Source organism: Microbacterium mangrovi (assembly GCF_000802305.1).
Taxonomy (GTDB): domain Bacteria; phylum Actinomycetota; class Actinomycetes; order Actinomycetales; family Microbacteriaceae; genus Microbacterium; species Microbacterium mangrovi.
The window spans coordinates 1-26,184 of the sequence record NZ_JTDK01000016.1; the positions used below are offsets into that span (position 1 = coordinate 1).

Annotated in this window: 27 protein-coding genes; 6 read left to right on the forward strand and 21 right to left on the reverse strand. The window is 71.0% G+C overall.

What is annotated here, in order from left to right; genetic code table 11:
• The coding region (locus tag LK09_RS22045; protein WP_231563100.1) for a hypothetical protein at positions 1 to 298 on the forward strand (298 nt) is incomplete at its 5' end.
• A 168-nt stretch (positions 299 to 466) separates the two neighbouring features.
• Here LK09_RS22045 and LK09_RS15910 read toward each other — a convergent pair.
• Positions 467 to 1,261, reverse strand: coding sequence for a DUF4184 family protein (locus LK09_RS15910; protein WP_039401718.1), 795 nt, complete (start codon positions 1,259 to 1,261; stop codon positions 467 to 469).
• Between the two features lie 36 nt (positions 1,262 to 1,297).
• Entirely contained in the window at positions 1,298 to 2,599 is a 1,302-nt protein-coding gene (gene tyrS, locus LK09_RS15915) for a tyrosine--tRNA ligase (RefSeq protein WP_231563101.1), read from the reverse strand.
• A 69-nt stretch (positions 2,600 to 2,668) separates the two neighbouring features.
• Between tyrS and LK09_RS15920 the strand changes: the two genes are divergently transcribed.
• Positions 2,669 to 3,262 carry a hypothetical protein gene (locus tag LK09_RS15920; RefSeq protein WP_039401721.1) on the forward strand — a complete coding sequence of 198 codons (594 nt, stop codon included), beginning with the start codon at positions 2,669 to 2,671 and terminating at the stop codon, positions 3,260 to 3,262.
• A gap of 9 nt (positions 3,263 to 3,271) precedes the next feature.
• Here LK09_RS15920 and LK09_RS15925 read toward each other — a convergent pair whose 3' ends face one another.
• The 12 genes from LK09_RS15925 to LK09_RS15980 all read right to left on the reverse strand — a co-directional run bounded on the left by LK09_RS15925 (position 3,272) and on the right by LK09_RS15980 (position 17,601).
• Complete coding sequence (locus LK09_RS15925; protein WP_039401722.1) at positions 3,272 to 3,916, reverse strand: SatD family protein; 645 nt, start codon at positions 3,914 to 3,916, stop codon at positions 3,272 to 3,274.
• 61 nt (positions 3,917 to 3,977) lie between these two features.
• Positions 3,978 to 5,402: an argininosuccinate lyase gene (gene argH, locus LK09_RS15930; protein ID WP_039401725.1), complete on the reverse strand. Its 1,425-nt coding sequence runs from the start codon at positions 5,400 to 5,402 to the stop codon at positions 3,978 to 3,980.
• The gene (gene argF, locus LK09_RS15935; protein WP_039401729.1) at positions 5,399 to 6,334 is read right to left on the reverse strand and encodes an ornithine carbamoyltransferase; all 936 of its coding nucleotides are present in this window, start codon (positions 6,332 to 6,334) and stop codon (positions 5,399 to 5,401) included. The genes argH and argF overlap by 4 nt, the downstream gene beginning before the upstream one ends.
• Positions 6,331 to 7,539, reverse strand: coding sequence for an acetylornithine transaminase (locus LK09_RS15940; RefSeq protein WP_039401731.1), 1,209 nt, complete (start codon positions 7,537 to 7,539; stop codon positions 6,331 to 6,333). The genes argF and LK09_RS15940 overlap by 4 nt, the downstream gene beginning before the upstream one ends.
• On the reverse strand, positions 7,536 to 8,438 hold the full coding sequence (gene argB / locus LK09_RS15945) for an acetylglutamate kinase (protein WP_039401733.1): 903 nt from the start codon (positions 8,436 to 8,438) through the stop codon (positions 7,536 to 7,538). The genes LK09_RS15940 and argB overlap by 4 nt, the downstream gene beginning before the upstream one ends.
• Complete coding sequence (argJ, locus tag LK09_RS15950) at positions 8,435 to 9,592, reverse strand: bifunctional glutamate N-acetyltransferase/amino-acid acetyltransferase ArgJ (protein ID WP_039401736.1); 1,158 nt, start codon at positions 9,590 to 9,592, stop codon at positions 8,435 to 8,437. Before argJ ends, argB begins: the two co-directional genes overlap by 4 nt.
• Positions 9,589 to 10,677, reverse strand: a complete 1,089-nt coding sequence (gene argC, locus LK09_RS15955; RefSeq protein ID WP_039401738.1) for an N-acetyl-gamma-glutamyl-phosphate reductase — start codon at positions 10,675 to 10,677, stop codon at positions 9,589 to 9,591. The genes argJ and argC overlap by 4 nt, the downstream gene beginning before the upstream one ends.
• A 221-nt stretch (positions 10,678 to 10,898) precedes the next feature.
• Positions 10,899 to 11,642, reverse strand: coding sequence for a dienelactone hydrolase family protein (locus LK09_RS15960; RefSeq protein WP_052226916.1), 744 nt, complete (start codon positions 11,640 to 11,642; stop codon positions 10,899 to 10,901).
• A 43-nt stretch (positions 11,643 to 11,685) separates the two neighbouring features.
• The gene (gene pheT, locus LK09_RS15965; protein WP_039401740.1) at positions 11,686 to 14,193 is read right to left on the reverse strand and encodes a phenylalanine--tRNA ligase subunit beta; all 2,508 of its coding nucleotides are present in this window, start codon (positions 14,191 to 14,193) and stop codon (positions 11,686 to 11,688) included.
• Entirely contained in the window at positions 14,193 to 15,260 is a 1,068-nt protein-coding gene (pheS, locus tag LK09_RS15970) for a phenylalanine--tRNA ligase subunit alpha (RefSeq protein ID WP_039401743.1), read from the reverse strand. The genes pheT and pheS overlap by 1 nt, the downstream gene beginning before the upstream one ends.
• Before the next feature lie 29 nt (positions 15,261 to 15,289).
• Positions 15,290 to 15,994 carry a response regulator gene (locus tag LK09_RS15975; protein WP_039401745.1) on the reverse strand — a complete coding sequence of 235 codons (705 nt, stop codon included), beginning with the start codon at positions 15,992 to 15,994 and terminating at the stop codon, positions 15,290 to 15,292.
• Positions 15,991 to 17,601, reverse strand: a complete 1,611-nt coding sequence (locus LK09_RS15980; RefSeq protein ID WP_039401748.1) for a sensor histidine kinase — start codon at positions 17,599 to 17,601, stop codon at positions 15,991 to 15,993. The genes LK09_RS15975 and LK09_RS15980 overlap by 4 nt, the downstream gene beginning before the upstream one ends.
• Before the next feature lie 160 nt (positions 17,602 to 17,761).
• Here LK09_RS15980 and LK09_RS15985 point away from each other — a divergent pair, with 160 nt between their 5' ends.
• From LK09_RS15985 to LK09_RS15995, 3 genes are all read left to right on the forward strand, one after another.
• Positions 17,762 to 18,613: an ABC transporter ATP-binding protein gene (locus tag LK09_RS15985; protein ID WP_082008331.1), complete on the forward strand. Its 852-nt coding sequence runs from the start codon at positions 17,762 to 17,764 to the stop codon at positions 18,611 to 18,613.
• Entirely contained in the window at positions 18,610 to 19,530 is a 921-nt protein-coding gene (locus LK09_RS15990) for an ABC transporter permease (protein ID WP_231563103.1), read from the forward strand. The genes LK09_RS15985 and LK09_RS15990 overlap by 4 nt, the downstream gene beginning before the upstream one ends.
• Before the next feature lie 67 nt (positions 19,531 to 19,597).
• A complete protein-coding gene (locus LK09_RS15995) occupies positions 19,598 to 20,686 on the forward strand; it encodes an ABC transporter substrate-binding protein (protein ID WP_039401751.1) in 1,089 nt (362 codons plus the stop codon).
• A gap of 92 nt (positions 20,687 to 20,778) precedes the next feature.
• Here the strand turns inward: LK09_RS15995 and LK09_RS16000 are convergent, their stop codons facing one another.
• From LK09_RS16000 to infC, 4 genes are all read right to left on the reverse strand, one after another.
• Entirely contained in the window at positions 20,779 to 21,579 is an 801-nt protein-coding gene (locus LK09_RS16000) for a TrmH family RNA methyltransferase (protein WP_039401754.1), read from the reverse strand.
• A 77-nt stretch (positions 21,580 to 21,656) separates the two neighbouring features.
• Positions 21,657 to 22,046, reverse strand: coding sequence for a 50S ribosomal protein L20 (gene rplT, locus LK09_RS16005; protein WP_039401755.1), 390 nt, complete (start codon positions 22,044 to 22,046; stop codon positions 21,657 to 21,659).
• A gap of 33 nt (positions 22,047 to 22,079) precedes the next feature.
• Positions 22,080 to 22,274 carry a 50S ribosomal protein L35 gene (gene rpmI, locus LK09_RS16010; RefSeq protein WP_039401759.1) on the reverse strand — a complete coding sequence of 65 codons (195 nt, stop codon included), beginning with the start codon at positions 22,272 to 22,274 and terminating at the stop codon, positions 22,080 to 22,082.
• Between the two features lie 63 nt (positions 22,275 to 22,337).
• Positions 22,338 to 22,964 carry a translation initiation factor IF-3 gene (gene infC, locus LK09_RS16015; protein WP_082008337.1) on the reverse strand — a complete coding sequence of 209 codons (627 nt, stop codon included), beginning with the start codon at positions 22,962 to 22,964 and terminating at the stop codon, positions 22,338 to 22,340.
• Positions 22,965 to 23,219: 255 nt separating this feature from the next.
• Between infC and LK09_RS16020 the strand changes: the two genes are divergently transcribed.
• A complete protein-coding gene (locus tag LK09_RS16020; RefSeq protein WP_039401762.1) occupies positions 23,220 to 23,621 on the forward strand; it encodes a DUF1844 domain-containing protein in 402 nt (133 codons plus the stop codon).
• A gap of 3 nt (positions 23,622 to 23,624) precedes the next feature.
• On the opposite strand, the gene LK09_RS16025 is transcribed toward LK09_RS16020, so the two are convergent.
• The 3 genes from LK09_RS16025 to priA are packed head-to-tail and all read right to left on the reverse strand — an operon-like array spanning position 23,625 to position 26,175.
• Positions 23,625 to 24,620, reverse strand: coding sequence for a methyltransferase domain-containing protein (locus tag LK09_RS16025; RefSeq protein WP_039401765.1), 996 nt, complete (start codon positions 24,618 to 24,620; stop codon positions 23,625 to 23,627).
• A gap of 39 nt (positions 24,621 to 24,659) precedes the next feature.
• Complete coding sequence (locus LK09_RS16030; protein WP_039401768.1) at positions 24,660 to 25,445, reverse strand: SseB family protein; 786 nt, start codon at positions 25,443 to 25,445, stop codon at positions 24,660 to 24,662.
• Positions 25,429 to 26,175, reverse strand: coding sequence for a bifunctional 1-(5-phosphoribosyl)-5-((5-phosphoribosylamino)methylideneamino)imidazole-4-carboxamide isomerase/phosphoribosylanthranilate isomerase PriA (priA, locus tag LK09_RS16035; RefSeq protein ID WP_039401771.1), 747 nt, complete (start codon positions 26,173 to 26,175; stop codon positions 25,429 to 25,431). The genes LK09_RS16030 and priA overlap by 17 nt, the downstream gene beginning before the upstream one ends.
• Positions 26,176 to 26,184: the final 9 nt, after the last annotated feature.

Sequence of the window (26,184 nt, forward strand, 5' to 3'; positions counted from 1 at the left end):
TGAATTGATCCAAAGGAATCTCACCAACCGAAAAACGGTTGGACGAGGTTATTTGGCATTTGACAAGTGCACGCTGTTGAGTTCTCAAGGATCGGATGCACCCGGCGTCCGCGACCTGACTGGTCGCTTCCCTCCGGGGCAACTTCTCTATCCTAAACTCGCCCGATTTCGTTTGTCAAACTCGGCGTGTCGCGACTTCGTCGCGTCCCGCTTCCGTCTGACGGAAGACGAACGAGCCCCACATCTGACCAGACCCGCAGGCCTGCTCTTCTGTGAGGGGATCGTGTTCGCAACTTGAGGGGAGCGGGCCTTCCGGCTCTTCGCTCTACCCTTTGGGGCGAACAAGTAATACTTTACGTGGATCCCGCGGACCCGGCGAATCCGGGCCGCACCCCGGGCGTGTCGCTGCCACGGATCCGTGCGCTGACCGGGACTGACGGTGCCGCCACCCGCTCCGGGCCCGGGATCAGGCCCGCAGGCGCCGCGCGATCGGGACGACCAGTGCGAGCAGAACACCCAGTCCCGCCCACACCGCGCTCGCCCGCGGGAGCACCCGATAGCCGAGGTGCTGAGGGGTGAACTCCGAGGTGAACGGTCCCCAGTGCGCATACCCGATCGCGGCCGCACCGACCAGGAGGACGGGAAGCGCGATCCACCACGACCAGCGGATCCACGCCGGAAGCACCCGGGTGACCGAGGCCGGCCTGCGGCGCCGCAGCCAGAGCGTCGCCCAGACGGCGAGGACCACCAGTCCGAGGATGCTCGAGCCGTACTGCAGCCACTTGTAGGCGGGAAGCGGTCCCCACGACACGGCCAGGTCGAGCGCGGTCATGCCCCAGCGCCCTTCGTGCGTGAACGAGTCCCACACGATGTGCGACGCGACGCCGATCGCGAGGGCGATGACCAGCAGCAGCGTGCCGATCACCGACGGGGCCGCGGCTCCGCGTCGGGCGAAGGTCTCCCGGAACCCGGAGGCCGCTCCGGCATCCCACTCCCCCGGCAGGCGCGACGCCAGCCAGGTCGGCGTGAGCTCCCGGGTCGCGGGGCGCAGCACGCAGCGCCACAGCAGCAGCAGGCCGAGGGCCGTGAGCACCGTGACCGGCAGCCACGTGAAGCTGTGGGTCATCCCGTAGTCCTCCGGGTACGCCCGGACGAACAGCGGAAGGTCGGGTGCCATCGCCCCCATCGCCACGGCGGCCGCCGGCAGCGGCGTGCGGATGAACGGGAGGGCGACGATGGCGTGGCTGGGCGTGAACGGCACAACTCACATCCTGGCGGATCGCGAGGCGATCGCCGGTCAGGCGACGAACACCCCCGCGAGGGTCTTCTTGCCGCGGCGCAGCACGGACACACCGCCCGGCAGCGCGCCCGTGACGACCGCGTCGTCGGAGTCGACCTTCTGACCGTCGAGCGTCACGCCGCCCTGCGCGATCGCGCGTCGGGCCTCGCTGACGCTGGACACCAGGTCGGTCGCAACCAGCGCATCGACCACGGGCGTGCCGCCGGCGACCGTCGCGTTCGGCAGCTCCTCGAGCGCGGAGCGCAGGGTCGCGGCATCCAGCGTCGACAGGTCGCCCTTGCCGAACAGCGCCTCGGATGCCGCGATCACGGCCTGCGTGGCCTCGAGACCGTGCACGGTGGTGCACACCTCGAGCGCGAGGCGCTTCTGCGCGGCGCGGCGGAACGGCTCGGTCTCGACGAGGTGCTCGTACTCCTCGATCTCCGCTCGCGTGAGGAACGTGAAGATCTTCAGCCGGGCGGCCACGTCGGCGTCGGCGGTGCCGAGCCAGAACTGGTACATGCGGTACGGGCTGCACATCTCGGCGTCGAGCCAGATGGCGTTGCCCTCGCTCTTGCCGAACTTCGTGCCGTCGCTGTTGGTGATCAGCGGCGTGCCGATCGCGTGCACGGACCGGCCCTCGACGCGATGGATGAGGTCGGTGCCGCTGGTGAGGTTGCCCCACTGGTCGGAGCCGCCGGTCTGCAGCGTGCAGTCGTACTGGCGGTACAGCTCGAGGTAGTCCAGCCCCTGCAGGATCTGGTAGCTGAACTCGGTGTAGCTGATGCCCGCGTCCGAATTGAGCCGCGCCGCGACGGCGTCCTTCTTGAGCATGGTGCCCACGCGGTAGTGCTTGCCGATCTCGCGGAGGAAGTCGATCGCCGACAGCGGGGCGGTCCAGTCGAGGTTGTTCACGAGGCGGGCCGCGTTGTCGCCGTCGAAGCTCAGGAAGCGCTCGACCTGGGCGCGCAGGCGCGCGACCCACTCGGCCACCGTCTCGCGGGTGTTCAGGGTGCGCTCCGCGGTGGGACGAGGGTCGCCGATGAGGCCCGTCGAGCCGCCGACGAGCCCGAGGGGCTTGTGACCGGCGAGCTGGATCCGGCGCAGCAGCAGCAGCTGCACGAGGTTTCCCAGGTGCAGGCTCGGCGCCGTCGGGTCGAACCCGCAGTAGTACGTGATCGGCTCTCCTCCGAGCGCGGCGCGCAGCGCCTCGGCATCCGTGGACACGTGCACCAGTCCGCGATACACCAGTTCGTCCCACACGTTCTCGAACGCGGGATCGTTGGCGGGCGCGAGGGCGCGAGGGAGGGTTTCGGTCACGCGTTTCAGGCTATCAGCGGGCGGTGCGGCGCCCCGTCGACGTCGGAGGCCCGTGGAAGACTGAGCGGCATGCTGTCCCTGGGCGCCGAGCCGTTCCTCGCGGCGATACTGGCCATCTTCCTGTTCGTCGTGCTCTGCGGGGCCCTGGTGCTGAGCATCGTGAGTCTGCAGCGACCGATGACGCTGCCGTTGCTGATCGCCGGCGGCCTGGTGCTGCTGGCCCTCATCGTGGTGGCGCTCTCGCCGGTGAAGATCCCGAATCTGTTCGGGATGATCCTCGCCGTCCTCGGCACCGCCGTCGCGGTGGTGGGAGGCAACCCGGTGACGCGACGCGTCCTCGAGGTCGCCACCGGCGGCCGGGTGCGCGAGACGGAGGACGGCGGCATCCTCGTCCCCGTCGAGGGCGACGACGGCGAGGAGGAGGGGACGCGCGCCCTGATGCGCGGCGGCACGGTCATCGGCTACCTCGAGCGGATCGCCGTGGTGATCTCGATCATCGCCGGCTATCCGGAGGCGATCGCCGTGGTCGTGGCGATCAAGGGCATCGGCCGGTTCTCGGAGCTCGCCTCCGCCGACGCGCGGGAGCGGTTCATCATCGGCACGCTCGCGAGCCTGCTGTGGGCGTGCGTGGTCGGCGGGCTCGTCCGCCTCGCGATGTTCTGATCGCGCGCGTCAGGACACGCCGAGCAGCCGGAATCCCTCGACGACCGCGGCGGAGCCGGATGCCGCGAGCGTCTGCGAGACCGCGGACTGCGTGATCTGCTCGGAGTCCGCCAGCTCCCGCTGCGTGCGGCCGAGGCAGCGCCCGTACGTCAGCCGGCGAGCGCGCGCGGTCATGTCCGAGACGAGCTGGTCGCGTGCCAGCAGATACGCGTTGGCCCGGCGCGCCGCGGCGTGCACGGCATCCGGCTCGGACTCGTGCGCCACCACCCAGGTGCGCGCCCCGGGCACGGTGCGCTTCTGCAGGCCGTGCACGTGGTCGATCGCCTCGCGGGCCGCCCACCAGCCGGGGCCCTCCGGGATCTCGCCGGTGGCGGCCGCCCGGGACGCGACCGCGCCGATCGGCCCGATCCCCACGCCGTAGCGGCACTCGATGCCGTCGGGCAGCGCCAGGCGCAGCAGCAGGAGTGACCCGAGCGCCGCTTCGAGCGTCGGATACACGCCCTGCTGCTCGTCGCCGACCGTCGGCCGCAGCGGCCGCTCAACCACGGGCAGATCGGTCTCGACCCGCGTGACGGCGGCCTCGAGCGCGCGCTGCGCGGACGCGCGGTCCGCGAGTGCCCGGGAGCCGATGATGTCGGCGGTGACCGCGATCATGACATCAGGGTATCACTGATATTCGCAGTTGATAAGTGTTTATCTTATCGAGTCGAGAATATTAGAGACCGAGGGCGTGCGCGACGGCCTGCGACCGGGCGATGAGTTCGGTGCGCTGCTCGGCGACGCGGAGCGGGGCGGTCCCGCCGACGCCGGCGCGGGACGCGACCGACCCCTCGATCGTGAGTACCTCGCGCACCGCGGGGTCCAGCAGCGGCGAGACCTGGGCGAACAGCTCGTCCGACGCATCCGCCAGGCCGATGCCGCGCTCTTCGCACGCCTGCACGAGCGCGCCCGAGATCTCGTGCGCGTCGCGGAACGGGATGCCCCGGCGCACCAGCCAGTCCGCCACGTCGGTCGCGAGCGAGAAGCCCTCCGGTGCACGCGCGGCCATGCGCTCGGTGTCGAAGCGCATCGTCGCCACCATTCCGGCGAACGCCGGCAGAAGCACCTCGAGCGTCGTGACCGAGTCGAAGACCGGCTCCTTGTCCTCCTGCAGATCACGGTTGTACGCGAGGGGCAGGCCCTTGAGCGTGGTGAGGAGCCCGGTGAGGTTGCCGACCACGCGACCGGCCTTGCCGCGCGCCAGTTCGGCGATGTCCGGGTTCTTCTTCTGCGGCATGATGCTGGAACCGGTGGAGAAGCCGTCGTCCAGGGTGACGAAGCCGAACTCCCGCGTGTTCCAGATGATGACGTCCTCGGCGAACCGGGAGACGTCGATGCCGATCTGCGCCGCGATGTACGCGAACTCGGCGACGACGTCGCGCGCGGCGGTGCCGTCGATCGAGTTCTCGGCGGGGCCGGCGAGACCGAGTTCGCGCGCGACCAGCGCGGGGTCGAGACCGAGCGACGAGCCGGCGAGCGCTCCCCCGCCGTACGGCGACACGGACGCCCGCGCGGACCAGTCGCGCAGCCGCTCCAGGTCGCGCACCAGCGGCCACGCATGCGCCTGCAGGTGATGCGCGAGCAGGATCGGCTGGGCGGACTGCAGGTGCGTGCGCCCCGGCATGATCGCGTCGGGGTGCGCCTCCGCCTGGGCGACGATCGCATCGATCACCCGCAGCACATCGCGCGCGATGGTGCGCGAGTGATCGAGCAGGTACATGCGCACCAGGGTCGCGATCTGGTCGTTGCGGCTGCGGCCGGCGCGCAGCTTGCCGCCGAGCTCGGCACCGACCTCGGCGATGAGCGCCTGCTCGAGCGCGCCGTGCACGTCTTCATCGCCCGGCTGAGCGACGAGGGTGCCGTCGACGATCCGCTCGGCGAGCCGGTCGAGGCCGGCATGCATCGCCTCGGCCTCGGCGGCATCCAGGAACCCGGCCGCCTCGAGCGCCTTCGCGTGCGCGTGCGACCCGGCGATGTCATACAGCGCCAGGGTCCAGTCGAAGTGCGTGGAGCGGCTCAGCGCCTGGAGCTCGGGCGACGGACCGGACGCGAAGCGCCCGCCCCAGAGCGAGCCCTCGTTGGTGCCGTGCGGAGTGCTCATGCTGCCTCTTCCTGCTTCGCGAGGAGCCACACCAGCAGCGCCTTCTGCGCGTGCAGACGGTTCTCCGCCTCGTCCCAGACGACCGACTGCGGACCGTCGATGACCTCTGCGTCGACCTCGTACCCGCGGTCGGCGGGCAGGCAGTGCAGGAAGATCGCGTCGGAGGCCGCGCGGGCCATGATGTCGCTTGTCACCTTGTAGCTGCCGAGCGAGAGCAGGCGGTGCTGCTTCTCGTCCTCCTTGCCCATCGAGACCCACGTGTCGGTGACGATGACGTCCGCCCCCTCGGCCGCGGCCTCCGGGTCGCTGAGGAGGGTCAGCGACCCGCCGGTCTGGGCGGCGATGCGGTGCGCGTCGGCGACGACGTCCTCCCTCGGGGCGTACGACTCCGGCGACGCCACCCGCACGTGCATCCCGGCGATCGCGCCGGCCAGCACGAACGAGTGTGCCATGTTGGACTTCCCGTCGCCGTAGAAGGTGACCGTCAGTCCGGCCAGGTCGCCCTTGTGCTCGCGGATCGTGAACAGGTCGGCCAGCAGCTGACACGGGTGGAAGTCGTCGCTGAGCGCGTTCACGACGGGGATGGTCGTGCCGCGCGCCATCTCCTCGAGGCCGGCCTGCGCGTACGTGCGCCACACGATGGCCGCCGTCATCCGCTCGAGCACGCGGGCGGTGTCGCTCGGGGTCTCCTTGCCGCCGAGCTGACTGTTGGCGGTGGAGATGATCAGCGGCGAGCCGCCCAGGTCGGCGATGCCGACCGCGAACGAGACGCGGGTGCGCGTCGAGGACTTGTCGAAGATCACGGCGACCGTCTGCGGGCCGGCGAGGGGCTTGCGGCCCCAGCGGTCGGCTTTCAGCTCGGCGGCCAGCTGCAGGATCTCGGCCTGCTCGGCGGGGGTCAGATCGTCGTCACGCAGCAGGTGGCGGGTCATGCGGAAACCTCCGGGGACAGTGCCGCGACGGCGGCGAGACTTTCGGCGAACAGGGGCTGGAACTCGGCGATCTCGGTGTCTCCGATGTTCAGCGGCGGGGCGATGCGGATGGTGCTCTCGTTGGCGGCATTGACGATGAGGCCGCGCTCCTGGGCGGCGGCGACCACGTCGTTCGCGACCGGGGCGGTCAGCTGGACGCCGATGAGCAGGCCCCGGCCGCTCGTGCCGGCGACGAGCGGGGATCCGAGCTCGGCGACCGCCTGCCGGATCTGCGCGCCGCGCAGGGTGGCGTTCGCGGGCAGGTCGGATGCCTCGATCTCGCCGAGCACCGCGACGGCGACAGCCGCCGCCAGCGGGTTGCCGCCGAACGTCGATCCGTGCGTTCCCGGATAGAAGAGGTCGCTCGCGGCGCCGAACGTGATGAGGGCCCCCACCGGGAATCCGCCGCCGATGCCCTTGGCGACCGTGATCGCGTCGGGCGTGATGCCGGATGGCTGGAACCCGAACCAGGCCCCGGTGCGGCCGGCGCCCGTCTGGATCTCGTCGACGATCAGCAGCGCCCCGTGACGGGTGGTCAGTTCCCGCGCCGCCTCGAGGTACCCGACCGGAAGGTCGACGACGCCGGCCTCTCCCTTGATGGGCTCGACGAACACGGCGGCGACGTCGTCGCCCATCGCGGCCTCGAGCGCCTCGATCGTGGACTCGAGGTGCTCCACGCCCGCGGGCATCGGCTCGAAGGGGGCCCGCATCGCCGGCTTGCCGGTGAGCGCGAGGGTGCCCATGGTGCGACCGTGGAACGCTCCGTGCAGCGCGAGGATGCGCGGACGCTCGGCCCCGCCGTGCAGGCGGGCCAGCTTGAACGCGGCCTCGTTCGCCTCGGCGCCCGAGTTCGCGAAGTACACGCGACCGGTCTCGCCCGTCCCGGCGAGACGCTTCAGACGTGCGGCGAGCGCGAGCTGCGGGGGCGTCGCGAAGTAGTTGGACACGTGCGCGAGGGTCGCCGCCTGCGCGGTGACGGCCTCGACGAACACGGGGTGGGCGTGCCCGAGCGAGTTCACGGCGATGCCGGCGAGGAAGTCGAGGTAGCGACGACCTTCGGCATCCCACATGTGGGCGCCCTCGCCGCGGACGAACAGCTCCATCCGGGGGCCGACGTTCTTGATCAGGTCGCGTGCGACGTCGTCGCGCCAGGTCGTGCCGGTCATGCGACCACTTCCGTTCCGATGCCGTTCTCGGTGAAGATCTCCACGAGCACCGAGTGCGGCACCCGGCCGTCGATGATCGCGGCGGTCTCGACCCCGCCGTCGACGGCGTCCAGGCACGCCCGCATCTTCGGGATCATGCCGGACTCGAGGCTGGGCAGCAGCTCCCGCAGCTCGGCGGCCGTCAGGTGCGACACGAGCGAGGAGCGGTCGGGCCAGTCGGCGTACAGGCCCGGGACATCGGTGAGGATGACGAGCTTCTCGGCGCGGAGCGCGACCGCCAGCGCGGATGCCGCGGCATCCGCGTTCACGTTCAGGGAGTGACCCGGATTGTCGAGGTCGGGGGCGATCGAGGACACCACCGGGATGCGGCCCGCCTCGAGCTGGTCGAGGACGTGCTGCGGGTCGACGCTGACGATGTCGCCCACGCGGCCGAGGTCCTGCTCGACGCCGTTGACCAGCACGCCGCGCTGACGACCGCCGAACAGGCCGGCATCCTCGCCGCTGAGGCCCATCGCGAGGGGTCCGTGCGCGTTGATCTTGGCGACCAGCTGCGGATTGATCTGGCCCGTCAGCACCATGCGCACCACGGTGATCGCCTCGGTGCTGGTCACCCGGTAGCCGCCCTTGAACTCGCTCGGGATCGCGAGCCGGTCGAGCATGTCGGAGATCTGCGGGCCGCCGCCGTGCACCACGACGGGCTTCACGCCGACGTAGCGGAGGTAGGCGATGTCCTCGGCGAAGGCGTCCTGCAGCTCATCGGACACCATGGCGTTACCGCCGTACTTGATCACGATGATCTGATCGCGGAAGCGCTTGAGCCAGGGCAGCGATTCGATGAGCATGGCGGCCTTCTTGGAGGCCTCCGCAGGGTCGGTGTCTTGCAGCGGAGCGTGGATCATGACGAATATGCGCTGTTCTCGTGAACGTAGTCGTGGGTGAGGTCGTTGGTGAGGATGGTCGCCGTCGCGGTCCCGACCTTGAGGTCGATGAGCACGTGCGTGGCGCGCGGGGTGAGGTCGACGTCCTCGCGCGGGCGGTCCGGGCCGCCGGCCGTACACACGCGCACGCCGTTCATCCAGACGTCGGTGTCGTACGGGTCGAACTCCGCCGTCGTGGTGCCGATCGCGGCGAGCACGCGGCCCCAGTTCGGGTCGTTGCCGAAGATCGCCGCCTTGAACAGGTTGTTGCGGGCGACCGAGCGGCCCACCTCGACCGCGTCGGACTCGGAGGCCGCGTTCGCCACCTCGATGGTGACGTCGTGGCCGGCGCCCTCGGCATCCTGCTGCAGCTGCTCGGCGAGGTCGCGGCAGAGATCGGCGAGGGATGCCGCGAAGGCGTCGAGGTCGGGCCGGATGCCGGACGCGGCGTTGGCCAGCAGCGTCACCTGGTCGTTGGTCGACATGCAGCCGTCGGAGTCGAGCCGGTCGAAGGTGCGACCGGTCGCCGCGCGCAGGGCGGCATCCGCCTGCTCCGCGTCGAGGTCGGCGTCGGTGGTGATCACCACGAGCATGGTCGCCAGGCCCGGGGCGAGCATGCCCGCGCCCTTGGCGATGCCGCCGATCGTCCAGCCGTCGCCGGTGCGGACGGCCGTCTTGGGGCGCGTGTCGGTGGTCATGATCGCGGCCGCGGCGGCGTCGCCGCCGTCCTCGCTCAGCTGTGCGATGGCATCGGCGGTGCCGGCGAGCACCTTGCCGCGGAACACCTCGTCGCCCGACCCGATGAGGCCGGTGGAGCACACCAGGACGTCTCCGGCGCTGACGCCGAGGAGCTCGGCGGCCTTCTCGGCGGTCTGGTGGGTGGTCTGGAACCCGAACGTGCCGGTGAAGCAGTTCGCGCCGCCGGAGTTGAGCACGACCGCCTCGACGATGCCGTCCTGGATGGCCTGCCGCGACCAGATGATCGGGTTCGCCTGCGCGCGGTTGCTGGTGAACACCGCCGCACCGACCTTGCGCGGCCCGCGGTTGACGACCACGGCGACATCCGGCTTGCCGGTCGACTTGAGGCCGGCGGCGACCCCGGCCGCGGCGAATCCCTGGGGTGCGGTGACGCTCACGGCGCGACTCCGTTCACGGTGAGTGCGCGGTCCTCGGGCAGACCGAGCGCGATGTTCATGGACTGGACGGCGGCACCGGCGGTGCCCTTGACGAGGTTGTCGACGGCGGCGACCACGACCACGCGGTTGGCGTCGCGGTCGATCGCGAGGCCGAGCAGCGCGGTGTTCGCGCCGAGCACGTCGGCGGTGCGCGGCACCTGGCCGGCCGGAAGCACCTGCACGAACGTCTCCCCGGCATAGGCGTCCTCCCACGCCTGCCGGATCTGCTCGTCGGTGACGCCGGGGACGATCGGGGCGGTGCTGGTGGCGAGGATGCCGCGCGCCATGGGCACGATCACCGGCGTGAACGAGACGTGGATACCGTTCAACTCGGTCCCTGAGCCTGTCGAAGGGCCTGAGCCTGTCGAAGGGCCGGATGCCCCGGCCAGCGCCTGCTTGATCTCGGGGATGTGCCGGTGGGTGCCGCCGACCGCATAGGGGTTGGCGGAGCCCAGCAGCTCGCTGCCGAGCAGGTGCGTTTTCAGGCTCTTGCCCGCACCGGACGGGCCGACCGCGAGCACCGTGACGATGTCGCCCGGGTCGATGACGCCGGCGGCGACCCCGGGCGCGAGGCTCAGGCTCACCGTGGACGCGTTGCAGCCGGGCGCGGCGATCCGGGACGCCCCGACGAGTGCGTCACGCTGCTTGCCGCCCGCGACCGGGAGTTCGGGCACGCCGTAGGTCCACGGCTCGTGGAACGCGCCGCCGTAGAAGGCGTCCCAGGCATCCGGCGAGGTCAGCCGGTGATCGGCGCCGGCGTCGATGACCAGCGGCACGTCGCCGAGTGCGTCGGTGTACTGGCCCGACTGGCCGTGCGGCAGGGCGAGGAAGACGATGTCGTGGCCCGCGAGGATCTCGGGCGTCGTCGGCTGAAGCGTGAGGTGCGCGAGGGAGCGCAGGTGCGGTTGATGGGCGACGAGCGGGTCACCGGCGTTCGAGTGCGCGGTGACGGTGCGGATCTCGATGTCGGGATGGCCGGCGAGGACGCGCAGCAGCTCGCCGCCGGCATAGCCGGAGGCGCCGGAGACGGCGACCGAATAGGGCATGGTTCCACCTTAGTTTCCAGGTCAGTCGGGCGTAGGCGGCGACGCCCGCTGCGCGCGCGGAAGAGGCGCGTGGCAGGGTCGCCTAAAGTCGGCGCTGACCCGGGCGTCGGCGCGCGCCACCGAGGCTCACGCGGAGCTGCTCGAGGTTGGCGACGGCCGAGGACATGGGGCGAGGCTATCGGGCGGCGGGCGGCATCCGCAAATCCGGATGACGCGGGTCGTCATCCGAGGTTCGCGGGGAGAAAGGCGCGCACGCGGTCCCAGGAGTCCTGCGCCGCCGCCTCCACGTAGCGGGGACCGGCGTCGTTGAAGAAGGCGTGGCCGGCATTCGGATAGACCACGTCTTCGAACCGGACGCCCGCATCGGCCATCTGCTCGCGCAGCTCGGGCAGCCCCTCCACGAGCGCGGCGTCGTTCTGGCCGTAGAGGCCGAGCACCGGGCAGTGGATGCCGGCGAGCCGGTCGGGCGTCGGGGCGTGCCCGTAGAACGGGACGGCGGCTCGGACACGGTCGTCGGCGGCGGCGAGGAGGAACGTGTAGGTGCCGCCGAAGCAGAAGCCGACAGCACCGATGCGGCCGGCGACTCCCGGCTGCGCGGCAAGTCGGTCCACGGTGCTGACGAGCGCGCTCGTCGCCCAGCCGGCGTACCCCGGGGATCGCGCCTCGGTGAGCGCGTCGCGCAGACGCGGCTGCGCGGCCACCCGCACCTCCTCGTCGGGGTGGTGCATGAGGGTGAAGAGCTCCTCCCCCAGGTCGGGCGCGATGCCGGCGCAGCTGAGGATGTCGGGCGCGGCCACCAGGTAGCCGTCGGCGGCGAAGCGGTCGGCGACCTCGCGGATGTGGGGTTGCAGTCCCCAGATCTCGTGCACGAGCACGAGGGCGGCCTTCGGCGTCCCCTCCGGCTCGGCCATGTACACGTCGAAGTCGGTCCCGTCGGGAGCCGTCAGCTGCAGGGTCTCGCTCATGGGCGCCACGGTACGCGGGGCGCCCATGAGCAGACTGAAGGGCCTACTCGCGCAGAGTGGCGCCGAACCGGTCGGTCGCGACCGCGACGCCGCCGAGCTTCGCCTCGGTCGCCTCGGCGGCGGTGAGGGTGCGGTCCTCGGCGCGGAAGCGCAGCGCGAAGGTGAGGCTCTTGGAGTCGTCGGGCACGCCGGCGCCGCGGTAGTCGTCGACGAGCCGCAGCGACTCCAGGAGGTCGCCGGCGCCCTCGCGCAGGGCGGCGGCGACATCGGCGGCGGGAAGGTCTGCCTTGACGATGAGGGAGACGTCCTGCGTGGCTGCCGGGAACGTCGACAGGGAGGCCGCCGTGACGCGCTGCCCCGCCAGATCGGTGAGCGCGTCGAGGTCGAGCTCGGCGACGTACACGCGACCGGGCAGGTCGGCGTCGGCCGACACCGCCGGCAGCACCTCGCCGAGGTAACCCACCTCGACGTCGCCGGCGAGGACGACCCCGGCACGACCCGGGTGCAGGGCGGCGCGACGCGTCTGCTCCACCCGGACGGCGACGCCCGCCGCCGAGGCGATCGTCTCCACCGCGCCGAGCACGTCGCCGAGCCCGGCGGGCACCGCCGCCTGTCCCGGCTGCTTCGGGACGGCCTGGCCGGTGACGAGCACCGAGACGAACCGGGACTGCGGCGGGATCGAGGCGTTCAGCACGGCGAGGGTCTCGGCATCCGGACGCTCGGCGAGCGGCGGCACGAAGTCGGTGCCGTACTCGACGCCCGGAGCCGGGAGGAACACCGAGCCGAGCTCGAACACGGCCAGGTCGGTGAAGCCGCGCGACAGGTTGCGGTGCGCGGTCTGCAGCAGGCCCGGGAGGAGCGAGCGACGCAGGAACCGCGTCTGCCCGTCGATCGGGTTCGCCAGCTCCACCGAGGGGAGGTCCTCCCCGGATGCGGAACCGTGCAGGCTGTTCTGCTCCGCCGTGGTGAACGGGAACGACGGCGTCTCGACGTAGCCGGCCGCGGCGAGCGCGTTCGCGACGCGGCGCCGGGCGCGCTGCGCGGCGGTGTGCCCCCGTCCGGACGGCGGCGTCGGCAGCACCGAGGGAATGCGGTCGAGACCGTGGATGCGCGACACCTCCTCGGCCAGCGTCCACTTGTCGGTGAGGTCGGGGCGCCAGCTCGGCGCGAAGACCTGCCACTGGTCGCCGGCATCCACGACGTCGCACCCGATCATCTCGAGGGCGCCGGTGATCTCGGCATCCGTGTAGTCGACCCCGATGATGCCGGGGACGAACGGCTTCGGCAGCGCGATGGCGGTCTGCGTCGTCTCGGTGAACAGAGCCGCCCCGAGCTCCGGGTCGAGCGTGCCTCCGGCGAGCTCGACCATGAGGTCGGCCACGCGGCGGGCGGCGACGAAGGGAACGGCCGGGTCGACACCGCGCTCGAAGCGGCGGGACGCCTCCGAGGGCAGCTTGTGCCGGCGGGCCGTGCGCGCGATCGACACGGTCTCGAAGGTCGCCGCCTCGATGAGAACGTTGCGGGTGTCGGCGGACATCTCGGTGGTGCCGCCGCCCATCACTCCGGCCAGGCCGATCGGCCCGGACTCGTCGGTGATGAGCAGATCCTCGACGTTCAGGGTGCGCGTCTGGCCGTCGAGCGTGGTCAGCTTCTCGCCGGCCGCCGCGCGGCGCACGGTGATGCCGCCGGTGAGCTTGTCGAGGTCGTAGCCGTGGATCGGCTGGCCGAGCTCGAGCATCACGTAGTTGGTGATGTCGATCAGCACGCCCAGCGACCGGACGCCGGCCAGCGCGAGCCGGGCGATCATCCACGGCGGCGTGGGAGCCGAGGCATCCACGTCGCGCACGATGCGCACGACGAACTCGCTCGCGCCGACGCGACCGCGGATGGGGGCGTCGTCGTTCACCGCGATCGGGAAGCCCGAGCCGGGGGCGACCTCGTCGTGGGCGCGCACGCCCGGATCGTGGAAGGCGGCACCGGTCGCGTGCGCGTACTCGCGGGCGACGCCGCGGATCGACAGCGCGTAGCCGCGGTCGGGCGTGACGTTGATGTCGACCGCGACGTCGTCGAGGCCGAGGAGCGCGATCGCGTCGCTGCCGACCTCCGCATCGATGCCGAGGTCCACCAGCCGCAGGATGCCGTCGTGCTCGTCGCCGAGGCCCAGCTCGCGCGCCGAGGCGATCATGCCGTCGGAGGTGTGCCCGTACGTCTTGCGCGCGGCGATCGGGAACGGGCCGGGCAGTACGGCGCCCGGCAGGGTCACCACGACCTTGTCGCCGGGGCCGAAGTTGTGGGCGCCGCACACGATGCCGCGCACTCCCCCGTTCGCCTCGCCGACGTCGACCTGGCACCAGTTGATCGTCTTGCCGTTCTTCTGCGGCTCCGGCTCGGCGGAGACCACCTGACCGACGACGACGGGACCGGTGATCTCGAAGCCGTGGACGTCCTCCTCCTCGAAGCCCACCGAGACGAGCGCCGCCAGGACGTCCTCGGGGGTCGCGTCCTTCGGGACGTCGACGAACTCACGCAACCACGAAAGCGGGACGCGCATCAGACCACCATTCCGAACTGCTCGCTGAAGCGGACATCGCCCTCGGCCATGTCGCGCATGTCTTGGACGTCGCTGCGGAACATGAGCGTGCGCTCGATGCCCATGCCGAACGCGAACCCGGAGTACACCTCGGGGTCGATGCCGGCCGCGCGCAGGACGTTGGGGTTCACCATGCCGCAGCCGCCCCACTCGATCCAGCGCGCGCCGCCCTTGAAGGTCGGATGCCACAGGTCGAGCTCGGCGGACGGTTCGGTGAACGGGAAGAAGTTGGTGCGGAAGCGCGTGCGCGCCTCCGGGCCGAAGAGCACCTTCGCGAAGTGGTCGAGGGTGCCCTTGAGGTTGGCCATCGTGATGCCCTTGTCGACGACGAGACCTTCGACCTGGGTGAAGACGGGAAGGTGGGTCGCGTCGAACTCGTCGGTGCGGTAGACGCGCCCCGGGCACACGACGTACACCGGCAGCTCGCGGTCGAGCATGGAGCGCACCTGCACCGGGCTGGTGTGCGTGCGCATGACCAGGTGCCGGGACGCCGGCGCCACGTAGAAGGTGTCCTGCTCCTGGCGGGCCGGGTGGTCCTCGTCGAAGTTCAGCGCGTCGAAGTTGAACCACTCGTGCTCGAGCTCCGGCCCCTCGGCGACCTCCCATCCCATGCCGACGAAGATGTCGGCGATCTCCTCCTGCAGGAGCGAGATCGGGAACCGGGCGCCGGTGCGCGCGCGGGATGCCACGGCGGTGATGTCCACGCGCTCGGCCTCCAGCCGGGCGGCGGTCTCGGCCTCTTCGAGCTCGGCTTCGCGCGCGGCGAGGGCCTGGTTCACGCGGCCGCGCGCCTGGCCGACGAGCTTGCCGAACTCGGCCTTGTGCTCGGGCGCGACCTGACGCATGCTCGCGTTCAGGCGCGCGAGGGTCGAGCCCTCGGCGGTGTGCGCCGCGCGGGCGGCCTTCAGCTGGGCGGTGTCGCCCGCGGACGCGATCGCCGCGAGAGCGGCATCGACGGCCTCGGACACCGCTTCGGGTGTGATCTGGGGAACCTCTTCGGACACGAGAATCGATTCTACCGGCGGCATCCGTCCCGCCTTCGCGGGGTGCCGGCTCCTCAGCCCCGCCGCACGGAGTACCGGTGCTCGGGGCGGCCGGTGGCGCCGTACCGGAGCTCGAGCCGCAGCATCCCGCTCTGCTCGAGCTGGGTGAGGTACCGCTGCGCCGTGGCCCGGCTGATGCCGACCACCGCCCCGACCTCGCTCGCCGAGGAGGCCTCGCCGCGCGCGACGGTCTCATAGACCAGGCGCAGGGTCGGTGCCAGCCGGGATGCCTCCACCGGCGGCCCCGGGACGGCGGCCGGGCGACGCATCCCGAAGAGGCGGTCGATGTCGGCCTGCGTCGCCTCGCCGGGCAGTTCCTCCATGCGCGCGCGGGCGTCGCGGTACGCGACCAGGCGTGCCGAGAGGTCGGCGAAGGAGAACGGCTTCACGAGATAGTTCACCGCGCCCAGCTGCAGGCTCGCCCGCACGGATGCCACGTCGTTGGCCGCGGACACGACGATGACGTCGGGCGGCTCCGGCATGGCGCGCATCGCCCGGATGAGGTCCAGGCCGTTGCCGTCCGGAAGGTACAGGTCCAGCAGCACCAGGTCGGGGCGGTCGGCCTCGATCCGGGTGAGGGCCTCGGCGGCGGTGTGCGCCTCGCCGACGACCGTGCAGCCGGGGACCTGCGCGGCGAAGCCCGCGTGCACGGCGGCGACGCGGAAGTCGTCGTCGACCACCAGGATGCGCACCGCGGATGACTCTGCCGGATCGCTCATGACTCCTCCGTCGTGAACCGGGCGGCGGGCCGGGGCAGCACGACCGTGAAGACGGCACCGGGCCCCGTCGTCACCGCGACCGAACCGCCCGCCTGCGTCGCCGCCGCGTGCACCAGGGCCAGCCCGATCCCGCTGTGGCCGGCGAGATCGGCCGCCTTCGTCGTGAATCCCGCCTCGAACAGGTGGGGCGCCGCATCGTCGTCGACCCCCGGCCCGCTGTCGGCCACGCGCACGACGACCGCGTCCGGCGACTCCACGATGCTCAGCTCCACCCGCCGCGGGGCGGGGGTCGCCGCGACGGCGTCGAACGCGTTGTCGACCAGGTTGCCCACGATCGTGGTCAGCGCCTGGACGCGCTCGGGCACCTCGCCGACCAGGGTGTCCGGCGAGATGACGAAGTCGATGCCCCGCTCCCCCGCCTCGGCGGCCTTGCCCAGCAGCAGGCCGATCAGCTGCGGGGCGGCGATGTGCGCCCGCAGAGTCTCATCCAGGTCCGCGCTCGTCCCGCGGATCTCGTGCACGTAGCTGAGCGCCTCGGGCAGGCGTCCGAGTTCGAGGAGCCCGGCGATCGCATGCATCCGGTTGGAGAACTCGTGCTGCTGAGCGCGCAGCGACTCGGTGAGCGACCGGGTGCCGGTCAGCTCCACGGCGAGCGCCTCCACCTCGGTGCGGTCGCGCACGGTGACGACGCTGCCGTGCGGGCGTCCGTTCAGCACGACCGGCATCCGGCTCACCACGAGGCGGAAGTCGTCGGTCACGACGAGCTCGTCTTCGACGCCTCCCTCATCCAGCAGGACGTCGCGGATCCGGCCGGGCGGCAGCGCCTCGTTCAGGCGCCGGCGCAGCGGCACGCCGGACAGGCCGAGAAGACGCCGCGCCTCGTCGTTGATGACCGAGATGCGGCCGTCGGGGTCGAGCGCGATCACCCCCTCGCGGATGCCGTGCAGGGTCGCCTCGCGCTCCTGGAGCAGGTGGGCGATCTCATCGAGTTCCAGCCCGAAGGTGCGCTTCTTCATACGTCGCGCGAGGAGCCAGGAGCCGATCGCGCCGATCGCCAGGGCCACCGCGAGCCAGGCGGCGTACGTCGGCAGCTGCGCGAACAGCTCGCTGGACACGGAGCTCTCGCGGATGCCCACCGAGACCTCGCCGGCCATCGCGCCGCCGGGCGCATACAGGGGAACCCGCGCGTTGGCGCTGACCCCGGTGGCGCCGGGGTCGACGCGCAGGTGCACCTTGCCGTCCTTGGTCACGATCGGCTCGCTCACCTTCTGTCCGATGAGCGCCGGATCCGGGTGGGTGTAGCGCACGCGGTCCAAGCCGATCACCACCACGAAGGATGCCCCGGTGCTGTCGGCGGTGGACGTGGCCAGGTGCTGCATCGTCGCGGAGCACCCCGTGCTCACCGGACTCGACCCCATGCAGCCGCGCACCGTGGGGATCTGCGCGAACGTCTGCGCGATCGCCGCCGCCCGAGCCTGGTACTCGTGGTCGAGGTTGCTGCGCGCCTCCTGCGTGAACAGCACGAACCCCACCGCCATCGAGACGGCGAGGATCACCAGCTGGGCCAGGAAGATCTGGGTGCTGATCTTGCGGAAACGAACGGGCATCCGCCTGATTGTCGGTATTCCGCGGCCGGAAAGCAAGGTGCGCAGAACGCGCAGAACTCTCCGAAACGCGCACAAAACGCCGAATGGCGCGCAAGCGCGCGCCGGCTCACGCGGCCTGCCTACATTCGGTTCACCAACGAAGACAGAGAGGTCTGCCGTCATGGACACCGCCGTCCCCACTCCCGCATCGCCCCGTGCCGCCGGCACGGAGGATGCCGCCCGCATCGAGATCCGCGGGCTCACCAAACGTTTCCTCACCCCCAAGGGCGAGCCGTTCACCGCGATCACCGACGTGACGCTCACGGTCGAGCCCGGCGAGTTCTGCGCCATCGTCGGCCCGACCGGCTGCGGCAAGTCGACGACCCTGGCCCAGGTGTCGGGGCTCGAGAAGCCCAGCGCCGGCGCGGTGGCTGTCGGCGGCAAGCGCGTCGACGGCATCACCGACGGCGTCAGCTACATGTTCCAGGCCGACTCGCTGTTCCCCTGGAAGTCGGTGCTGCACAACGTGCTCATCGGCCCCGTGCTCAAGGGCATGGCCAAGAAGGACGCCGAGATGCTCGCCCGCGACTGGCTGCGCCGCGTGGGCCTGGCCGGCTTCGAGGACCGCTACCCCCACCAGCTCTCCGGCGGCATGCGCAAGCGCGTCGCGATGGCGGCGGCCCTCATCAACGACCCGCGCATCCTGCTCATGGACGAGCCCTTCGGTGCGCTCGACGTGCAGACCAAGGCGATCATGCAGATGGAGCTGCTGCAGCTGTGGGAGCAGCTGCGCCCCTCGGTGCTGTTCATCACCCACGACCTCGACGAGGCCGTCGCCCTCGCCGACAAGGTCGTCATCATGACCTCGAGCCCGGGCACGGTCAAGGATGTCTTCCCCATCGACATCCCGCGGCCCCGCCGCGACATCCAGGAGCTGCGGCGCGACCCGCACTTCCTCGAACTGCAAGGCAAGATCTGGAACTCGCTGCGTGACGAGGTCACCAGCGCCTACGCACGGACGGTGGCGGCATGACCATGACTCTCGAACCAGCCGTGACGGCCGACAGCTCCGCACGCGCCGTCCACATCGAGACCGAAGCCGAGCTTCGAGCCAAGGGCCAGCGCGCCCGCGCCCGCCGCACCGCGTGGGTCTGGGCCGGCCGGGTCGCCCTGCTCGTCCTCGTCCTCGGCACCTGGCAGCTGCTCACCACGGTCAAGCTCCCCGGGGCCACGACCGCGATCGTCGACCCGTTCTTCTTCTCGCAGCCGACCATGATCTGGGGCAGCCTCGTGCACCTGTTCACCGAGGGGACCTCGTTCGGGTCCATCTGGGAGAACCTCTGGGTGACGGTCCAGGAGGCGCTGGGCGGCTTCCTCGTCGGAACCGTCCTCGGCATCGTCGTCGGCATCCTGCTCGGCACCAACGCCTACCTCGCGGACGTGTGCGGGCCCTACATCAAGATCGTCAACGCCGTCCCGCGCATCGTCCTGGGGTCGCTGTTCGTCATCGCCTTCGGTCTCGGACTTTTCCCCAAGGTGCTCCTCGCGACGGTGCTCGTCTTCTTCGCCGTGTTCTTCAACGCGTTCCAGGGCGTGCGGGAGGTCGACCCGAACCTCGTCTCGAACGTGCGCGTCCTCGGGGCCTCCCCGCTGCAGATCGCCCGGCACGTGACGATCCCCTCGGCGATGACGTGGATCATCGCGAGCCTGCACACCGCATTCGGCTTCGCCATCATCGGCGCGCTCGTGGCCGAAGTGCTCGGCTCCCAGAAGGGCATCGGCCTCATCATCTCGACGGCCCAGGGCAACTTCGACCCGAGCACCGTGTTCGCGTGCATGGCGATCATGGCGGTCTTCACTCTCGCCGCCGAGTACGTCATCTCGATGTTCGAGCGCCGGGTGCTCAAGTGGCGTCCCCCGAGCCGCTCCGAGAGCGCCGCGTCGATCTGACCCGCGAAGACCCAAGACCTTCACCAGGAAACCGCCGAGCCCCGGCTCGGCACACGAAAGGAAAGCAATGAACAAGCGCATCCTCAGCATCGTCGCTGTCGGCGCCCTGGCCCTCGGACTCGCCGCCTGCAGCAGCAGCGGCGGCTCGTCGGGCGGATCAACCGCGGGGGGCAAGACCGTCCCGACCGTCAAGATCATGGTCGGCGGCATCGACAAGCAGATCTACCTGCCCTACCAGCTCGCCCAGCAGCTCGGCTACTACAAGAAGTACGGCGTGAACGCCGAGCTGTCCACCGAGCAGAACGGCGGCGTCGGCGCCGAGGACGCCATGGCCTCCGGCCAGGTCGACTTCGCCGGTGCCTGGTACATCCACGCCATCGACTTCCAGTCCAAGGGCAAGGACGTCATCAACGTCGTGCAGCTCTCCGGCGCCCCGGGCGAGCGGATCATGTGCACCCCGAAGAGCGGCGTGCACTCCCCCTCCGACATCAAGGGCAAGAAGATGGGCGTCACCGACCTCGGTTCGGGCACCGATGAGCTCACCCAGTTCATCGCGCTCAAGGCGGGCGTCAAGCACAGCGACTACAGCACCGTCGCGGTCCACGCGGGCAGCACCGCGATCGCCGCACTGCAGCAGGGCAGCGTCGACTGCGCCATGACCACGCAGCCGACCGTCGGCGCCCTCGAGTCGAAGAACATCGCCTACTCCGCGGTCGACCTCGCGACCACCGGCGGTGCCCTGAAGGCACTCGGCGGCGAGTGGCCGGCCGCCGGCCTCCTCGGAAACGCCACCTGGGTGAAGCAGAACCCGGTCGCGACCCAGGGCGTCGTCAACGCGCTCGTGGCCACGATGCACTGGATCAACACCCACACCGCGGCCCAGATCGCCGACAAGCTGCCGCAGGACTTCGTGCAGAACGCGACGATCACCAAGGACCAGTACGTCAAGGCGCTGGCGCAGGACAAGGGCCAGTTCCTGCCGGACGGCATCATGCCCGCCGGCGGCCCGGCCACCGTGCTGGCCATGGAGAAGGCCCTCGGCGTCGACACCTCCAAGGTGACCCTCGCCAACACCTTCACCAACAAGTACGCGCAGGCCGCGAACAAGCTGGAGGGCACGCAGGTCACCACGTCCCCCGCGGGCGCCAACGGCTGATCGACCGATCACGACGAATGGGTCGTGCACCTTCGGGTGCGCGGCCCGTTCTGCTGTTCCCGGGGTTGGCGCCGGGGTGCGGATGCCGCGCGTCAGGCGCGCTGGGCGAACGCCGACTCGTACAGGCAGACGGATGCCGCGGTGGCGAGGTTCAGCGATTCGGCACGCCCGTAGATGGGCAGACGAAGCGCGGTGTCCGCGAGTGCGAGCGCCTCGTCGGTGAGCCCGCGCGCCTCGTTGCCGAACAGCCAGGCGGTCGGCTTTGCGAGGTCGCCGGCGGCACGGGCCTCCAGCAGGTCGCCGCCCTTGACGTCGGCGGCGACGACGCGCAGCCCGGCGGCGCGGGCGGCGATCGCGACATCGGCCAGTTCGCCGCCCACGGTGATCGGCACGTGGAAGAGCGACCCCGTGGTGGCGCGCACCACCTTCGGGTTGTACGGGTCGACGGTGCGGCCGGTGAGGATGACGGCATCCGCCCCGGCCGCATCGGCTGCGCGGATGATCGTGCCGAGGTTCCCCGGGTCGCGCACCTCCTCGCAGATGGCGATCAGGCGCGGGGATGCGCCGAAGACGTCGCGCAGCCGGGCGGGGAACTGCCGGGCGACCGCCACGATGCCCTGCGGCGTGACCGTGTCGGCCATCGCGTCCAGGACGTGCTCGGTGGCGAACACGACCTCCACGTCGCGCTCGGCGGCGGCCTGCCGCAGGTCGGAGTGACGCTCCAGCGCGGTCGGGGTCGCGAACAGCTCGACGACCGACTCGGGCCGGTAGACGAGTGCCTCGCGCACCGCCTGGGGCCCTTCGAGAAGGAAGAGGCCGGTGTCGGCACGGGCGGTTCGCTTGGTCAGTTTCGCCACCGTGCGCACGCGGGCTGAACGCGGATTCTCGAGCACGGATTCAGTCTAGGGGCGCGCAAAAGCGAAAACCGGGCGCCCTCCCGAAGGAGGACGCCCGGTTCACGCATGGATGCTTACGCAGCCGACGCCTTGGGGGCGTTGACGTCGCTCGGCAGCGCCTTCTTGGCGGTCTCGACGAGCGAGGCGAATGCCTTCGGCTCGTTCACCGCGAGCTCGGCGAGCATGCGACGGTCGACCTGCACACCGGCAAGGCCGAGGCCCTGCATGAAGCGGTTGTAGGTGAGGCCGTTCTGGCGGCTCGCAGCGTTGATGCGCTGGATCCACAGGCGACGGAAGTCGCCCTTGCGCTTGCGACGGTCGCGGTACGCGTAGACGAGCGAGTGGGTGACCTGCTCCTTCGCCTTGCGGTAGAGACGCGAACGCTGACCCCGGTAACCCGAGGCGCGCTCGAGGATGACGCGACGCTTCTTCTGGGCGTTGACCGCCCGCTTGACCCTAGCCATTTTTCGTTCCTATTCCTTCTGCGTCGGCGCGCCTCAGCGGCCGAGGAGCTTCTTGACGTTCTTGACGTCGGCGCGCGAGATCGTCTCGTCCTGGTTCAGGCGACGGGTGCGCTTGCTCGGCTTCACCTCGAGGTGGTGACGCATGCCCGACTGCTGCTTCATGATCTTTCCGCTGCCGGTGACCTTGAAGCGCTTCTTGGCGCTCGAGTTCGTCTTCTGCTTCGGCATTTCTCTTCCTTCGTTGCATCCCGCGCGGCGGGAGTCACAGTCCCCCGCGTGCGCGGGGGGAGCTCATTCGGCCGAGTCGGAGGCTTCTGCGGCATCCCCGGCGGGGGCACCGCTGCGCGCCTGGCGCGCAGCTTCCTTGTTCGCCGCACGGGCGGCGTTCTGCTCGGTCTTCACTTCGGATTTGTTCTTGTGCGGCGCGACCACCATGACCATGTTGCGGCCGTCGATCGTGGGGTTCGACTCGACGGTGCCGAACTCGGCGACGTCTTCGGCGAACTTGCGGAGCAACCGGACGCCCTGCTCGGGACGGGACTGCTCGCGGCCGCGGAACAGGATCATCGCCTTGACCTTGTCGCCGGCCTGCAGGAAGCCCTCGGCACGCTTGAGCTTGGTCGTGTAGTCGTGCGCCTCGATCTTCAGGCGGAACCGCACCTCTTTGAGCACGGTGTTGGCCTGGTTGCGACGTGCTTCCTTGGCCTTCTGCGCTGCCTCGTACTTGAACTTGCCGTAGTCCATGATCTTGACCACGGGGGGCTTCGAGTTGGGTGCGACCTCGACGAGATCGAGATCGGCCTCCTGCGCCAAGCGCTGGGCAACCTGAATGCTCACGACGCCCACCTGCTCGCCGTTGGGGCCGACGAGTCGGACCTCGGGCACGCGGATGCGCTCGTTGGTGCGGGGATCGCTGATGCGGAACTCCTCTTCGTGTGGGTGTTGGCCACCGCGACACGGGTGCCGCGGGCGGAAAGAAGATGCATTCCACCCGAGCGGCACGTTGAGCACCGGCTCTGCACCCGTGGCCCGCAGGGGCCTCGACTGCTCAGACGAACAGCGGGGTGCTGGTGACCCGGTAGCCTGGAACGGCAAGCGCGGGTGGGATGTGATCCTCTTTCGGTCCGAGGCAGGATGCCTCAGAGCCCGCACAAGTCTAGCAGAGAGTGACCCGTGACGACGATTCCGCCCCAGGATGCCCCGAACGACGACGCCGAGCGACTCGCTCGATGGGAGGAGCAGGAGCGTCAAGCGGCGGCCGCGAGCCGCGACATCGCCGACGTCGCCGCCGTGGAGGTCATCACCACCGCGGCCGTGCACCTCATGAGCGCCGCCGCCGTCAAGGTGGGCCTGGCGGACGACCCCGCCACGCAGCTCGACCTCGACGAGGCCCGCAAGCTCATCAACGCCCTCGCCGGGCTCATCACCGCCGGCGCCCCGGAGATCAGCGACATGCACGCCCGGTCGCTCCGCGACGGACTGCGCTCCCTGCAGCTGGCCTTCCGCGAGGCGTCGCCGGTTCCGGATGCCGTGGGCAAGGGCCCCGGCGAGAAGTGGACCGGCCCGGTCACCTGACCCTCACTTGCGGGCGAGGAACACCCGGAAGCCGGTGTCGGAGTCGAACTCCGTGACGGCGCCGAATCCGGCATCCCGAAGCGCGTCGGTCACCCAGCCGAGTCCGATGGACGAGGTCTCCCCCGCGCCGCCTTCGGCCAGGTTCTCCTGCATGCAGTAGAGCAGTCCCGAGGCGTGCGTGAACAGGGCGAACGGGTCGGCGGCATCCTGATCCAGGTCCCCCGTCATCGCGCCCTCGGCGACGAGGAAGACCCCGTCGTCCGCGAGCGCGGCGCGCACCTGGGCCGCGACCGCGCGCACGTCGCCGAGGTGATGCAGGCTGTCCAGGCACGTGACCAGCGCGAACTCGCCGTGCGCGGCGAGTTCGCCGGAGGTCGCGCCGAGCAGCCGCAGGTTCGGCGGATCGGTGCGCGGCGGCGCGCCCGGGTCGATCCCGAGGACGGTGCTGCGCGGGAACGCCCGGGCCATCACCGCGGCGGCATCCCCGTTGCCGCACGCCACGTCCGCGATCGGCCCGCCGGCCTGCAGCCGGGCGAGCAGTGCGGGATCGTGCGCGATCCACTCGTCCACGAGCGAACCCGCGTAGGCCGGACCGTTGATCCCGCCCGCGGCGGCACCGATCTCGTCGAACATCGCGCTCGGGATGCCGCGCCCCGTGCGCATCGCATCGGGAAGCCGCCGCACCGGCTCCGCCGAGAGCGCCAGCACGAAATCGAGGATGCCGACCACGTCGACGGGCAGCCCGCCCGCCAGGAGTGCGGCCGTCTGCGGATCGATCGTGAAGACGCGGTCGTCGTGCCGCGCGAACCCCGCGGCGGCCATGCCGCGCAGCCACTGCGCCACGTTCCGGCGATCGAGGCCGGCGCGTTCGGCCAGCTCGTCCGCCGTGCCCGGCCCCTCCACGAGCGCTGCGAGCGCCCCGGATCGCTGGCCGACGGCGAGCAGCTGCATGGCGTACATGCCCGCGAGATGCTGGAAGAGGAGCGGAGTGTCCGGCATGGCCAGACTCTAGCCCCGCGTCCGGCCGGACACGCCGGGTCAGGCGGCGCGCTGCAGCCTGACGGTCAGGGAATCCACGAGCACCGCGATCCGCTCGTCGGCGGCCCAGCGTTTGGCGAGGCGGGCCAGCACGGCGTCGAGTTCGGGCTTGTCGAGCCCCGACATCAGGGTCAGGAGGACGACGAGCTCGGGCCCGCGCATGCGCGCCTCCGGATCGCCGGGGGCGACGGCGACGTCGATGATCGCGAGCTCCGACGCCACGGACTCGGTCAGTCCGGCCATGACCTCCGGCGAGAGGTGGCTGGGCTCCCAGTGGATGCCCTGGCCGATGGCCCACACCGCGGGACGGCGGATGATGAACTCCGTCGCGGATGCCGGGTCGATCACGATCAGGTCGGTGTCGTCGTCGGCCGCGGCCAGCGCCGTGCGCACACCGTCGGCGGGGACGGGGCGCGCGCCGGCATCCCACGCGGTCATCGTCGCGACGGAGGTGAACACCGGCAGCACCCGGCGACCGTCCGGGGCCGCCACCGTCACGATCGACAGCTCCTGGGTCTTGTCCACCGTGAGGCCGGTCGGGCCGACGCCCTCGTCGCCCTTCTCGGCGACGAGCGGAATCAGCAGGCGCGCCGAGCGGTACGCGTCGATGACGGCGACCTGGTCGCCGGTTCCGGCGCGGAACGCCGTCAGCGCCGCCAGCAGAGCCGGATCGGCCGATCCGTCATCGCCGGCGAACGGACTCGGCTGGAAGCTGCGCCCGGCCCACGGCTGCCCCGCGGAGTCGGCCGGACCGCACGCGTGCGCGTCGTCAGCGGGATGCGACATCCAGCGCCTCGGTGAGCGTGAACGCGCCCGCGTAGAGCGCCTTTCCGACGATGGCGCCCTCGACGCCGAGCGGCACGAGCTCGCGCAGGGCGGCGATGTCGTCGAGGTTCGAGATGCCGCCCGACGCCACCACGGGCTTGTCCGTGCGCCGCGTCATCTCGCGCAGCAGCTCCAGGTTGGGGCCCTGGAGGGTGCCGTCCTTGGTGACGTCGGTGACGACGTAGCGGCTGCACCCGGCTTCCTCCAGGCGCGCCAGCACTTCCCACAGGTCGCCGCCGTCGCGGGTCCAGCCGCGGGCTGCGAGGGTCGTGCCGCGCACGTCGAGGCCGACGGCGATCGCGTCGCCGAACCGGCCGATCACGTCGGCGGCCCAGTCCGGGTTCTCCAGCGCGGCCGTGCCGAGGTTGACGCGCGTCGCGCCCGACTCGAGCGCGGACACGAGCGAGGCGTCGTCGCGGATGCCGCCGGACAGCTCGATCTTCACGCCCTTGACGTGGCGGATGACGCGCTGCAGCACGTCCCGGTTGCTGCCGCGACCGAACGCCGCGTCGAGGTCGACGAGGTGGATCCACTCGGCACCCTGCCCCGCCCACTCGGCTGCCGCGTCGACGGGGTCGCCGTAGCTCGTCTCGCTGCCGGCCTCTCCCTGGGTGAGGCGCACGGCCTGACCGTCGGCGACGTCGACGGCGGGCAGCAGCTCGAGGGCGGGAGTGAGGGCGAAGTCGGTCATGGGGTCCTC

Excerpts from the sequence above, each read along its gene's own strand:
- LK09_RS15920 (WP_039401721.1), top strand. The coding sequence starts at position 2,669 with ATGCTGTCCCTGGGCGCCGAGCCGTTCCTCGCGGCGATACTGGCCATC.
- LK09_RS15925 (WP_039401722.1), bottom strand. The coding sequence starts at position 3,916 with ATGATCGCGGTCACCGCCGACATCATCGGCTCCCGGGCACTCGCGGAC.
- argH (WP_039401725.1), bottom strand. The coding sequence starts at position 5,402 with ATGAGCACTCCGCACGGCACCAACGAGGGCTCGCTCTGGGGCGGGCGC.
- argF (WP_039401729.1), bottom strand. The coding sequence starts at position 6,334 with ATGACCCGCCACCTGCTGCGTGACGACGATCTGACCCCCGCCGAGCAG.
- LK09_RS15940 (WP_039401731.1), bottom strand. The coding sequence starts at position 7,539 with ATGACCGGCACGACCTGGCGCGACGACGTCGCACGCGACCTGATCAAG.
- argB (WP_039401733.1), bottom strand. The coding sequence starts at position 8,438 with ATGATCCACGCTCCGCTGCAAGACACCGACCCTGCGGAGGCCTCCAAG.
- argC (WP_039401738.1), bottom strand. The coding sequence starts at position 10,677 with ATGCCCTATTCGGTCGCCGTCTCCGGCGCCTCCGGCTATGCCGGCGGC.
- LK09_RS15960 (WP_052226916.1), bottom strand. The coding sequence starts at position 11,642 with ATGAGCGAGACCCTGCAGCTGACGGCTCCCGACGGGACCGACTTCGAC.
- pheT (WP_039401740.1), bottom strand. The coding sequence starts at position 14,193 with ATGCGCGTCCCGCTTTCGTGGTTGCGTGAGTTCGTCGACGTCCCGAAG.
- pheS (WP_039401743.1), bottom strand. The coding sequence starts at position 15,260 with ATGCCGCCGGTAGAATCGATTCTCGTGTCCGAAGAGGTTCCCCAGATC.
- LK09_RS15975 (WP_039401745.1), bottom strand. The coding sequence starts at position 15,994 with ATGAGCGATCCGGCAGAGTCATCCGCGGTGCGCATCCTGGTGGTCGAC.
- LK09_RS15980 (WP_039401748.1), bottom strand. The coding sequence starts at position 17,601 with ATGCCCGTTCGTTTCCGCAAGATCAGCACCCAGATCTTCCTGGCCCAG.
- LK09_RS15985 (WP_082008331.1), top strand. The coding sequence starts at position 17,762 with ATGGACACCGCCGTCCCCACTCCCGCATCGCCCCGTGCCGCCGGCACG.
- LK09_RS15990 (WP_231563103.1), top strand. The coding sequence starts at position 18,610 with ATGACCATGACTCTCGAACCAGCCGTGACGGCCGACAGCTCCGCACGC.
- LK09_RS15995 (WP_039401751.1), top strand. The coding sequence starts at position 19,598 with ATGAACAAGCGCATCCTCAGCATCGTCGCTGTCGGCGCCCTGGCCCTC.
- rplT (WP_039401755.1), bottom strand. The coding sequence starts at position 22,046 with ATGGCTAGGGTCAAGCGGGCGGTCAACGCCCAGAAGAAGCGTCGCGTC.
- rpmI (WP_039401759.1), bottom strand. The coding sequence starts at position 22,274 with ATGCCGAAGCAGAAGACGAACTCGAGCGCCAAGAAGCGCTTCAAGGTC.
- LK09_RS16025 (WP_039401765.1), bottom strand. The coding sequence starts at position 24,620 with ATGCCGGACACTCCGCTCCTCTTCCAGCATCTCGCGGGCATGTACGCC.
- LK09_RS16030 (WP_039401768.1), bottom strand. The coding sequence starts at position 25,445 with ATGTCGCATCCCGCTGACGACGCGCACGCGTGCGGTCCGGCCGACTCC.
- priA (WP_039401771.1), bottom strand. The coding sequence starts at position 26,175 with ATGACCGACTTCGCCCTCACTCCCGCCCTCGAGCTGCTGCCCGCCGTC.